The 386-nt window shown below is 69.4% G+C and carries 1 protein-coding gene; it reads right to left on the reverse strand.

What is annotated here, in order from left to right:
- Nucleotides 1-386: FAD-dependent oxidoreductase (locus D7Y13_RS44825; protein ID WP_158626282.1), on the reverse strand; the 386-nt coding region annotated here is incomplete at both ends.

Below are 386 nucleotides of genomic sequence, written 5' to 3' on the forward strand. Positions count from 1 at the left end.
GACCCTGTACGTGGTCCACTTGCCGCCTGCGATCATCACGAGCCCAGGCACGGTGTGCGAGACGTGGTGCTCGCGCGACAGGTTGGCGGTCGAGCCGCCCTCGGGTGCGGCGAGCAGCGGGCGCAGTCCGGCGTAGACGCCCTCGACGTCCTCGCGGGTGAGCTTGGTGGCGAGCACCGAGTTCACGTGCTGGAGGATGTAGTCGATGTCGGCTGCGGTCGCGGCCGGGTGCGCCTTGTCGAGCTCCCAGTCGGTGTCGGTGGTGCCGATGATCCAGTGCCCGCCCCACGGGATGACGAACAGCAGGCTCGACTTGGTCCGGGTGATCAGGCCACAACCCGCGTCGATGCGGTCCCGCGGGACGAGCAGGTGCACGCCCTTGGACC

Source organism: Corallococcus praedator (assembly GCF_003612125.1).
In the GTDB taxonomy this organism is placed as follows: Bacteria; Myxococcota; Myxococcia; order Myxococcales; family Myxococcaceae; genus Corallococcus; species Corallococcus praedator.